Below are 11,981 nucleotides of genomic sequence, written 5' to 3'. Positions count from 1 at the left end.
ATTAAGAATTTAAATGGGTAGGAATGACTTATTCAGAGCTAAAGGCCGCAGCTTTTTGCATTTGGTAATACTTGCCCTTTCTATCCATGAGATCCTGATGGTTACCATGCTCCACAATGTCACCATCTACCAAGACAAGAATCAAATCCGCATCCTGAATGGTTGACAAACGGTGAGCAATAATAAAGCTTGTGCGCCCCTTCATGAGTTTGGCAAAGGCATCCTGTACTAGCACCTCTGTCCGTGTATCGATGGAGGAAGTCGCTTCGTCTAAGATAAGAATCTTTGGAATAGCTAGAAAGACTCGGGCGATGGTCAAGAGCTGGGCTTGCCCAACAGAGAGAGATTCTCCTGCATTTTCCAGTTTGGTATCATAGCCTTGGGGTAACTGTTGGATGAAAAAGTCTGCATTGGCTGCCTTTGCAGCAGCAATCACTTGCTCCCGACTGGCATCAGGATTTCCAAAGGCAATATTGTCATGAATGGTCCCTTGCTTGAGCCAGGTTTCTTGGAGTACCATCCCAAACTGCTGTCTCAATGACGCTCGGGTATAATCATAAATGGACTGCCCATCTAACAAGATATCTCCCGAGTTAATAGGATAAAAACGCATGAGGAGATTGATAAGAGTTGACTTACCAGCACCTGTAGGACCAACGATGGCTACCTTGCTACCAGCTGGGATATTGATAGACAAATCCTTAATCAAGATCCTTTCAGGATGGTATCCAAAAGAAACATGCTTAAAGGAAATGGCTCCCTTAACTTGGTCACTGGTCAAGACTTCCTTACCTGTTTCAGCCACCTCTGGACTTTCTAAGACAGCATAGACGCGCTCTGCGCAAGCGAGAGCACTTTGCAACTCAGCTAGCACTGAAGAAATATCGTTAAAGGGCTTGGTATACTGCTGAACATAGTTCAAAAAAGTTACTAAACGCCCAATGGTCAAGGTTGAACCCATCATGATACGATAAGCTCCTACTCCAGCTAGAAGAGCATAAATGAGCGCATTGACAAAGCGAGTCGAAGGATTAACCGTTGAGGAATAAAAGATAGCTGACTGAGAATAGCTTGCGTAGTTGGCATTCGCCTCGTGCAGTCTTTGGATAAACTCTGTCTGAGCATTGAAGGACTGGATAATGGTCTGCTGGCTAAGCGACTCTTCAATCAACTGAGTCTGAATTCCCCTCGTCTCTGTTTGCTTCTGGAAGAGATGATAGGAGCGTTTGGCAATAAAGCGTGAAATCACCATGGACAGCGGCGTCAACAGCAAGACCAAGAGGGTCATGAGGAGGTGAATTTGGAGCATGGCTAGAATACTAACCAAAATCATCAAAACACCAATGAAAAATTGATTGAAAATCATGGTCAAACCAGCTGCCAACTGTTCTATGTCTGTGGTCACACGACTAACCATCTCTCCACTGCCCTGCCGGTTCACAAAAGCAATCGGTAAACGATGGAGCTTATGGATAATTCGCTCTCGCAAGTCTCTGGTATAAGAGAAGATTAGACGATTATAAAGAAGAGGATTGGCCCATTGTACCAGAGTATTTCCTATGACTACCAATATCATCTGAATGAAAATCTGCCAAAAAACTGGTGATGAACCAGCCACTAGAACTTGGTCAATGACCTGTCCAATCAGAATAGGTAGGTAAATTGATAAGCCAACTTGGGCAATAGTTCCTAGAAAGGCAAGGAAAAGGAGGAAAGGATGGTTTGCTAAATCTATGGCCAAACGCTTGAGAGTTTGATTTGCAGTTTGTCGTTTCATGCTAGTCCTCCTTTCCATGTTGGGATGCATTGATTTCGCGATAGACTTGGCTAGTCTTCATCAAGTCATCGTGCTTGCCAACAGCTAGTAACTCACCTTTTTCCAAGAGGAGAATCTGGTCAGCCATACGAAGTGTCGAAGTCCGTTGAGAAATCAAGATTAAACTCGTGTTTGGCAAATTCTCTCGGATAGCTTTCAAGAGATTGGACTCGGTAATGGTGTCGAGGGCCGAGGTCGCATCATCTAAGATGAGAAATGGAGCTTGGCGCAAGACTGCACGTGCGATAGACAGCCTTTGTTTTTGTCCACCTGAGAAATTTCGACCTCCAGCCTCAACCAGGGCATCCAAGAGTCCTTCCTTTTCACTGACAAAATCCTTAGCTTGCGCAATCTCCAAGGCCTGCCAGAGTTCTTGGTCAGATACTTCTTGATTGAAACCCAGAGTCAAGTTGGAACGAATAGTTCCCTTAAAAAGTTCGACTTTTTGAGGCACATAGGCAATCCAAGACCGCCATTGCTCAAGATTACGAGGACTACGTCCATTTCGATAAAGGTCAATACTTCCCTTGTCTGCCGGATAAAGACCAAGTAAGACTTGCACCAAGCTTGATTTACCTGAACCAGTTCCCCCGATTATACCAAGGATCTGCCCTTGATTCATATCAAAGGAAATGTTTCTCAGAGAAGGCTGGGCCGCATCAGGATAGGTAAAGGTTAATTCTTTGACTTGCAAAATCCGATCACCGGTAGCTTGCTTTTGTTCTAACTCTGAATGGATATCCTCTGGAGCTTCGGTAAAAACTTCCTCAATTCGCTTGGCTGAGATATAGGACTGATTGAGAGAATTGATCAGCATAGCTAGCTTAACCAATTCCACCAAAATTTGCAAGAGGTAGTTGATAAGGGCAATAAGAGCACCTTGACTGAGTAAACCTCCTTGAATTGAAATATAGCCCTGCCAGATGATGACGAGAAGAGTTCCATTAACAATCAGATAGGTCAGAGGTGTTAATAAACTAGACCAGAAGCCTGTTTTTTCTTGCAATCTGGCATAAATGTGGTTAAGAGTTTGAAAAATTTGTAACTCTCGTTTTTCCTGACCAAAAGCACGAATAACTCGCATCCCTTGCAATTGCTGGCGTGTTTCCTGAACCAGCTGGTCCGTTTTTTTTCTAAGACTGCTGTAGAGAGGATTGACCAGTCGAGAGAGACCGACAATGACAATCGTCAAAATGACAACCATAACTAAAAACCAGAAAGTCAGCTCAGCCGAGATGCGATAGGCCATAAAGATAGCCCCAAAGACGATAATAGGTGCTCGCAAAAAGAGGCGCAGGAATTGATTGATACCAATCTGTATCTGGTAGGTATCCGAAGTCAAGCGAGTCACCAAGCTAGAAGTTGTCAAACGATCTCTGCTATCCTTGGGTAAGGAAAGAATATGACGATAAAGGTCATCTGTCAGTTCCTTGGCGAATCCAACCGCTGCCTTGGCTGAGTAAAACTGGGCTATCAAGGCCACTAAAACGCCAATCACTGCAAAGATAAGGAGCAGGCCAATCTGCATCCAGAGGTGTCCCTGATCTCTCTGGGGCAAGGACTGGTCAACAATCCCAGCAATCACCATGGGAACCAAGAGTTCAAAAACAGCTTCTAGCAGCTTGAACAGGGGTGCTAGAATCGACTCTTTGATGTAGGGTTTGAAGTAAGATAGTAAGTGTTTCATAAATCCCTTCTATTCTTATTCTGGAAATGAAGAAAGTGGGAAGCCCCACCCTCTCCGTTTTATTTGTTTAAGTAAGGCAATAGATAGCCATATCCTGCCTCTTCCATCTCATCCTTGGCTACAAAGCGCAAGGATGCAGAATTAATACAGTAACGGAGGCCACCTAACTCCTGAGGTCCATCTGTAAAGACATGACCCAAGTGAGCATTTCCTGACCGAGAACGAACCTCGATTCGCTCCATTCCATGGCTCAGGTCCTTGTAATAGTGAATCAACTCCTTAGAAATCGGACGACTAAAACTTGGCCAACCACAACCTGAGGCAAACTTATCCTTAGCAAAAAAGAGTGGCTCCCCTGTCGTGATGTCTACATAAATCCCCTCTTCAAAAGTTTGGTCATAAGCATTACTAAATGGAGCCTCTGTAGCAGCTTCTTGCGTAACACGGTAAGACTCTTCAGTTAAGCTTTCCTTCAACACCTCTTGACTAGGTTTTTCATAGTTGGCTGCGTCAATCAATGGCTTCTCAGCATCGGTCACATCGATATGACAATAACCGGAAGGATTTTTCTTGAGATAGTCTTGATGGTAGTCTTCAGCCAAAATGTAGTGATGAAGTTTCTCCACTTCTACTGCAATCTTTCGACCCAGCATACGCTCCTGCTCCTGCACCACTGTGTAGATAGCTGGCAAGTCTGCTTCATCCTGATAATAGATTCCCGTTCGATATTGGCGACCACGGTCATTTCCTTGCTGGTTGATAGATAAAGGGTCAATGACACGGAAATAATAAAGTAAAATCTCTCTGAGTGACACAGCCTTCTCATCATAAATCACTTGAACAGTCTCTGCATGGTCTGTTTCCTTGAGCAACTGGTAATTGGTCGTTTCGACTTGGCCATTAGCGTAGCCGACACTGGTTGCTAGCACTCCAGAAATTCGTGAAAAATACTCCTCTAGGCCCCAAAAACAACCACCTGCCAGATAAATTTCTGACATCTTTATTTCTCCTTTATCAAGTTTTTAACTAATACTCTTCGAAAATCTCTTCAAACCACGTCAGCTTACATCTGCAACCTCAAAACAGTATTTTGAGCTAACTTCGTCAGTTCTATCCACAACCTCAAAACACTGTTTTGAGCAACCTGCGGCTAACTTCCTAGTTTGCTCTTTGATTTTCATTGAGTATAAACTTCTTTTCAAAAAAAGGATAGGAAGCCCCCTAGTCGAGACTTTCCCCATCCTATCTTCTATTCTTTATTTTTCTTGGACACGAACACCTTGGGTATCCACCTTCAAATCATGAAGTTTGCCTTTGAAAGACTGCTTTTGCAATTCTGCCTTAATCGCCGGCATCTTGTCATGAGAAGCCAGAACCATAACCGTCGGCCCGGCACCAGAGAGGTAGGTCGCATAGGCACCATTCTCTTTGGCTACTTGCTTAATCGTCTCAAATTCTCTCACTAGTTCCTGACGATAACGCTCGTGGAAGAGGTCCCCCTCGATTGCTTGTCCAGCTGTCACCATGTCTCCTGCCAACAAGGCTGCAACCGCCACATTGGCGATAGAACTAGCTGCAACAGCTTCCTTGTAGGACAATTTCTTAGGCAAGACACCGCGGCTGTCTCGAGTGCGCAATTCATAGTTGGGAATATAAGCTAGAAAATCACACTCTGGGAAGGCAGCCACAATCGCTGAAACATTTCCTTCAACAGAACTTGCAATAACGAGATTGCCGTAAATTGCTGGAGCTACATTGTCAGGATGTCCTTCAATCTTGGTAGCCAACTGCAATTTGTCGTGGTTAGATAAGTTGAGATTGCCCAGTTGGTTAGCCAGTTCAATTCCAGCAACGATAACCGAGCTAGAAGAACCCAAACCACGCGCCAAGGGAACATCACTGGTCATTTTCAAGCGTCTCGGTTGCAAGTCAGGCGCAATTTGCAAGGCAATCTTAAGCAAAAGATTACGCTCGTCATGGGGAATCCATTTGCCAATCTGGTGTTCAATCAACCACTCATCCCGTTCTTCACAAACCTCAATTTGAAGATACTTGGTTACAGCTACACCAACCGAATCAAAACCTGGCCCAATATTGGCACTGGTTGCAGGTACAATAATCTTCATCCTATTCTCCTAACACCTTGAAGGTATTCAAGAGGTCAAATTCTGAAGCTTTGGCCAACTCTGCTGAAACATTCTCAAGTTGTGCTTTATTAATCTTATGAGTGATAATCACTACACGCGCCTTGTCACCCTCTTTGCCATCTTGGAGGATTTGCTTGAAGGAAATATCTTGAGCGTTGAAAATCTCAGCCAATTTCAAGACCTGACCTTTTGAGTCTGGAGCCAAGATTGAGAAGTAGTAATTAGCTTTGACATCTTCTGGATTAGCCAAGACCAATTCACGGCTATATTCGTTGAAGTCTTTACCAATAGTACCATCATTCAAGCGACGAACGATACGGACAATGTCTGCTACAACACTTGTTGCAGTTGGTTTTTGACCCGCACCTGGTCCGTAATACATAGACTCACCGATACCGATAGATTCTACAAAGACTGCGTTCATTACCCCATTCACACTGGCAAGTGGATGTGCTTTAGGTAGGAAGGTTGGAGTCACTTCTGCAGCAATACCTGAAGGAGTTTCCTCGATAGAACCAACCAATTTCACTACATAGCCCAAGTCTTGGGCTACAGCTACGTCTTCTGGTGTGATGTTACGGATTCCCTTGTGGGCTACATCGTCAAAGGCAACCTTCATACCAAAAGCAAACTGGCTCAAAATCACCATCTTGTAGGCTGCATCAATCCCATCAACGTCATTTGTAGGGTCGCTTTCTGCAAATCCAAGTCTTTGAGCTTCAGCCAGAGCATCATCGTAAGACCAGCCTTCTTCGACCATCTTGGTCATCATGAAGTTGGAAGTTCCGTTAACGACACCAAGAACGCGCGTGATTTTATCAGAAGCCAATGAATTTGCTAGAGTGCGAAGAATTGGAATCCCACCAGCAACAGCTGCTTCGTAGTAAAGTGCTACATTATGCTCTTTAGCGATTTCTAACAATTCTGCACCATGGACAGCCAAAAGGTCCTTGTTAGCAGTAACAACGTGTTTCCCAGCTTCTAAGGCACGAGTGATAAAGGTTTTAGCTGGTTCGATACGTCCCATCAATTCCACTACAATGGTAACATCTTTGTCTGCTAAAATATCATCTACATTGGTCACAAAGTTAAAGTCATTTCCTGCTGCAAGCAAGCGGTTCTTCTCATCTTCATCCTTGACCAATACCTTGGCTACTTCAATCTCAGAATGAGCTGACTGAACGATTTTTTCTCCATTTTCCTTTAGTAGGAATGGCACACCACTTGCAACGGTACCAAATCCGAGTAAAGCAATTTTAACTGTCATGTTTGTCTCCTAGAAATTTTCTGATATAGCCATTATAACAGAATTTTATGAAAATTCCTATTATAGTAAATCACTATTTCAGTCTAGTAAAGAAAAAACGAATCCCATGATTCGTCTTTCTTGATAAATGAAAATTGATTTTAAAAATTATGAACAAATCTTTTGCAGACCGAGAACTGCGTCATGGTTAATCAATATTTGCCCATACTCTTGCAAGACTGAACGACTGATGTCACTGTCGTCTGCAAACTCACGCATACGAGCCAAGAGCCAAGCCGGATATGGACTTGGATGATTTTCCACATCGACTAAGATTGTCAAATAATAGTGTCCATTCATCTTATAGAGTTCAGATGTTTCCATCTGGTAGTTAACCGTCTTTGCAAAAGCAACTAAGTCAGCAAGGCTTGCAAAGCGTAGGATATAGTAGATATAAGGTTCTTTCTTATTCTCCGTCTCCTTGTCTGCCTGCTCTTGCTCTTCTTCCTTTGCTTCGACCTGCTCTAGAGATTGGATGGCCTCAATATCGTCCTTGGTCTTATCTGCAATGCTCTTTTCCAAGGTTTTGAGAAATTCATCTGGCGACATTTGGGCTAATTCTTCCATGTCTGGTAGATCTGCCAAATCTTCAAAATCCAAATTTTGGTCAATCTTGGACTTGGTCACAAAGACGTCGACCTTATCAGGTTTTGGCGTCACGCGGAAACTCAGCATGCCACTATCCAAGAAATTGTCTGGCATCTCTAACTCATCTAAAATAGCATAGAAAAACTCTTCGGTTTTTTCCTGAGGAACGAGAAAGTCTGCAATCTCCATTCCCCGATCCATCAAATCATCTAAAGTCATCGTGATTTTTAGTGTTGTATCACTGATTTGTTTCATCTTCATATCTAGTAACCTCATACTTTCAGTCTATCTATTATACTAGATTTTTACGATTTTATCAAAAGAATGAAGCGAGAATGTGATATAATACTAGATATGATTTTAGATTTAAGAAAGAATGTTCAATGAAAAATATAAAAGTAAATGCCTTGGCCAGCTTGCTGGTCAATATTCTCAATATCGTTTTTCCACTGATAACCAATCCTTATCTGACGCGGATTCTCAGCAAATCCAATTACGGTTATTTCAATACAGCCAATACCTGGGCAAGTTTTGTTATTCCACTAGCTGCCTTTGGAATATACAACTACGGGATTCGAGCTATTAGTAAGGTCAAGGATGACAAGAATAAAATCAACTACGTCTTTTCTAAGTTGTTTTATATCTCGGTTTTTACCTCTCTCCTGACGACAGGTATCTACTTCCTCATTATCTTCTTTGACACCAGCATTGAGAATCTGAAAGTTCTCTACTACATCCTAGGGGCTCAAGCACTCTTCCAATTTCTCAATATCGAATGGATGAACGAGGCTTATGAAAACTATGCCTTCATCCTCTACAAAACGTTAATTATTCGAATTACCATGCTGGTCGCTATCTTCGCCTTTGTTAAAACGGCAGATGATATTGTTCCTTATGCTATCGTTATGACAGCGACCACTATCCTCAACTACCTGCTCAGTTTTCTTTGGATTAAGAGAGAAGTTTCTTTTGTTAAGATTGGTTTCGTCGAATTAGCTAAAGCTTCTAAACCGCTCTTCACTATGCTTCTCTTAGCAAATGCTAATATGCTTTATACCTTGCTAGATAGAATGTTTATCACCAAGGGACCGGATGAGAACTATATTTCCTACTATACAATTGCCTATAGTATCGTCATGCTGATTGCCAGTGTCTTGAGTGGAGCTATCAACGTCAGTATTCCACGCCTTGGCTACTATCTCGGTAAAAAGGATTACAAGTCCTATAATTATCTCGTGAATCAAGCGGCATCCTTATTCTATTTCCTTATGGTTCCAACTAGTATCGGGATCATGATATTGGGACGGTACGCAACTGTTATTTATTCTTCTGAAAAATATCTTGAAGCGGGTATCGTAACTAGCGTCTTCGCTTTTCGTACCATCATTTGGGCTATAGAGTTGATTCTTGGTAAACAGATTATCTTTATCAACGACCATGAAAATCGCTTAACTGCCTTCTACTTCCTTGGTGGTGGGGCTAATATACTATTAAATAGCATCTTGTATTTCAATAATATTTTTGCACCTGAGTATTACATCGCTACGACCATTATCGCAGAAACTATCGTTGTTTTACTTGAAATTCATTTTATCAAGAAACACCAACTGATTAGTTTAAAAGAAATTTTTATAACCTTAACACGTTATAGCATTATATCCCTTGGTTTTATCCCAATCTTCTATATTTTCAAGATGATTTTCCAAATCAATTCCTACACAGTAAACTTCAATATGATTCTCATGGTTCTGTCTACCGTAGCAACTTGTGGTATCTATTACCTCTTGACCCTCTTTATTACCAAAGACAAAACACTCCACTATGCACTGAACCTTGTACTTGCTAAATTAAAACGAAATTAAAAAAATCCCCTACTGATAAATTAGTTGTCAGTAGGGGATTTCTTCTTTATTCGTTTTCTTTCTTTTCAGAAGCGTTGGCTTCTAGATTTGAATCTTGTTTAGGTTGTTCAACAATAGAGGAATTAGCTTCTTGTTTCTGTTCTGGCTTGACTGCATCGCTATTTACAGCAGCAACAGCCTGTTTCCAGATTCCTTCTTCGTTTACTTTGTAACCATCAGGTGTTGTTGCGTTCTTCAACAAAGAACCATTAGCTTGGAAATAGTACCAATTACCATCAAACTGTTTCCAACCTGTTTGCATAGCTCCTGATTCATCAAAGTAATAATGATCACCATTTACTTTATGAAGGCCAACCAACATGATCCCATCTTCAGGATTTAGATAATACCAGACGCCTTTGTCTTTTATCCAACCAGTTTTCATGGCTCCATTTGATTCAAAGTAACGGTAATGATTATCAAACCATTTCCAGCCAGTTTGCATGGCACCAGATTTGCTAAAGTAATATTGCTTACCATCTACTTGATGGAGGCCGACTAACATAACGCCTTCCTTACCTTCAAGATAATACCAGGCATCACCATCTTTTAACCAACCCGTTTGGAGTGCGCCCGACGTAGCGTAATAATGCCAAGAATCATTTGACCACTGCCATCCAACTTGCATAGTACCTGCAGAGCTGAAGAAATAGTTCTTACCGTCAATCTCTTTAGATCCTACAGCCATGATACCTGTTTCTGGATCCAAATAATACCATGATTCTTTATCTTTCAACCAACCAGTTTTCATAGCTCCTGAGTTCGTATAGAAGTACCAGCTATTTTCTTGCCACTTCCAGCCAGTCTGCATGGCACCACTAGCATTCAAATAGTAACGAACACCATTTATATCTTGTCTACCAGTTAACATGATGCCATCTTTATCCAGATAATACCATGTTTCCTGATCCTTGACCCAGCCGGTTTTCATAGCTCCAGAACTTGCAAAATAGTTCCAGTGACCATCAACAAAGGCCCAGCCAGTTTGCATGATACCTTCTTGATTAAAGTAGTATGTGCTTCCATTGATATTCTTTTTACCGATGGTCTTTAGCCCATCCTCATCATAGAAATACCAATTTGAATCAATCTTTTGCCAAGTTGAAGGCTTACCTGCTGTTTGGAGTGCACCACTTTCGCTAAAGAACATCTTCTTGCCATTATAGACTTGATGTCCTGTTAGCATCTTCCCATCTGCTGCAAAGAGATACTTTTTCCCTCCGATTTCAGAGAGCTCGCTAAATCGTCTAGCACCATTTGATTGGATATAATACCAAGAGTCATCTAGTTTGAACCAACCACCAGTTTGCATTTTACCATTTTGGTTCAGATAGTAATCATTCCCTTTGGCATTTTCTCCCCAGTCGTCGTTAAGGTGAAGCCAGCGACCTGCTTGCATTTGTCCTTTTCCATTAAAGAAATAAGTGGCTCCGCCAATCTCTCTCCAGCCGATAGCCATTTCTCCGTCAGTCAAACGATATTTCCAATAGCCATCTTCTTGATACCATTTTTCGTCAACTACAGGGATATCAGGGAAGGTATTTGAAACATTAGCAAATCCTTTATCGCTAATATCAAAAACGGTAGCGTCTTGAGTTTGGCTCGCAGCATGAAGAACCTGAATATTTTTCTTCTGAAGGTATTCTCTGGTTGAAGCAACATTAATATCTCCACCAGTTGTCTGAATAATCATTTTTGGTGATAAGTTTTCAAGGAAATTAATCGTATTTGAAATTGTCGCATCATAATGATGGTTCCATTTCATCATATCAACCTTGCCGATAACTGGACCTAACTTATCTTCTGCCCCTTCGGCATTATCCAAATCTCCACCAAGATAGATTCTCTTTCCTGCCACAGTCACTACTGAAACAATGGAGTTGGAGTTATCATCTCGAACTTTTTTCAGATTCCCGTCAGCATCATATTCATTCTTATAGTTGTAGAGTTGGATATCCATATCACTTAATTTTAGATGGCTATCCTCATCTGAAATATTCTGGATAAGAGTAACTCCCCGTTTTTGAGCTGCTCTCAAAGCATTATCATAATTAAAAAGATTATCCCATAGTCCCCAGTTTGCTGTAATCCGATCATCTGAATATTTTTTCAAATAAAACTTACCGACTTGATATCGATTGAGTATTTCGTCTGCTCCACCAATATGGTCACTATGAACATGAGTTCCTATAATAAAATCTAATTTTTTTACACCTATTTGATCCAAGTGGCGAATCAATCGATCCTCCAATACTTGATAATTTCTCATGGAAATTCCCCAGCGGCTTGGATAGCGCGGGTCACTCCCATCAGGAAAATCATAGTCTTCACCCATATCAATCAAAGCATAGTGACCATTGCTTTCCAGAAGGATGGCGTCACTCCCAGATTTTGCTTTAGTATTTATGAAATGGATACGATTGCCCGAACCTGCTGAAATGGTATCTGCATTTACTCCTTGCGATAACTGAATCAGTAATAGAAAGACTGCGAGAACACTATAGCTGACTGATTTTAATAACCATTTATTTTTCAC

8 protein-coding genes are annotated in these 11,981 nt (G+C 41.6%); 1 reads left to right on the top strand and 7 read right to left on the bottom strand.

The annotated features are described in order from the left end of the window. Positions 1-28: 28 nt before the first annotated feature. The 6 genes from A6J84_RS02120 to mecA form a co-directional block, all read right to left on the bottom strand. On the bottom strand, positions 29-1,777 hold the full coding sequence (locus A6J84_RS02120; RefSeq protein WP_095725940.1) for an ABC transporter ATP-binding protein: 1,749 nt from the start codon (positions 1,775-1,777) through the stop codon (positions 29-31). A gap of 1 nt (position 1,778) precedes the next feature. After that, positions 1,779-3,503 (bottom strand): ABC transporter ATP-binding protein, encoded by a 1,725-nt coding sequence (locus A6J84_RS02115; RefSeq protein ID WP_095725939.1) that lies wholly within the window; start codon positions 3,501-3,503, stop codon positions 1,779-1,781. A 59-nt stretch (positions 3,504-3,562) separates the two neighbouring features. Continuing rightward, positions 3,563-4,501 carry a peptide-methionine (R)-S-oxide reductase MsrB gene (gene msrB, locus A6J84_RS02110; protein ID WP_084942711.1) on the bottom strand — a complete coding sequence of 313 codons (939 nt, stop codon included), beginning with the start codon at positions 4,499-4,501 and terminating at the stop codon, positions 3,563-3,565. A 258-nt stretch (positions 4,502-4,759) separates the two neighbouring features. Next, the gene (thrB, locus tag A6J84_RS02100) at positions 4,760-5,629 is read right to left on the bottom strand and encodes a homoserine kinase (RefSeq protein ID WP_095725938.1); all 870 of its coding nucleotides are present in this window, start codon (positions 5,627-5,629) and stop codon (positions 4,760-4,762) included. A 1-nt stretch (position 5,630) separates the two neighbouring features. Then, entirely contained in the window at positions 5,631-6,917 is a 1,287-nt protein-coding gene (locus A6J84_RS02095) for a homoserine dehydrogenase (RefSeq protein WP_095725937.1), read from the bottom strand. Positions 6,918-7,064: 147 nt separating this feature from the next. Beyond that, a complete protein-coding gene (gene mecA, locus A6J84_RS02090; RefSeq protein WP_095725936.1) occupies positions 7,065-7,805 on the bottom strand; it encodes an adaptor protein MecA in 741 nt (246 codons plus the stop codon). 122 nt (positions 7,806-7,927) lie between these two features. Here mecA and A6J84_RS02085 point away from each other — a divergent pair, with 122 nt between their 5' ends. Further along, positions 7,928-9,406 (top strand): oligosaccharide flippase family protein, encoded by a 1,479-nt coding sequence (locus A6J84_RS02085; protein WP_000789708.1) that lies wholly within the window; start codon positions 7,928-7,930, stop codon positions 9,404-9,406. A gap of 46 nt (positions 9,407-9,452) precedes the next feature. On the opposite strand, the gene A6J84_RS02080 is transcribed toward A6J84_RS02085, so the two are convergent. Continuing rightward, the gene (locus A6J84_RS02080) at positions 9,453-11,981 is read right to left on the bottom strand and encodes an MBL fold metallo-hydrolase (RefSeq protein WP_095725935.1); all 2,529 of its coding nucleotides are present in this window, start codon (positions 11,979-11,981) and stop codon (positions 9,453-9,455) included.

Source organism: Streptococcus sp. FDAARGOS_256 (genome assembly GCF_002289235.2).
Taxonomy (GTDB): domain Bacteria; phylum Bacillota; class Bacilli; order Lactobacillales; family Streptococcaceae; genus Streptococcus.
The sequence above is the reverse complement of the archived record's forward strand: the minus strand, read 5'-3'. Positions and strand labels throughout refer to the sequence as shown.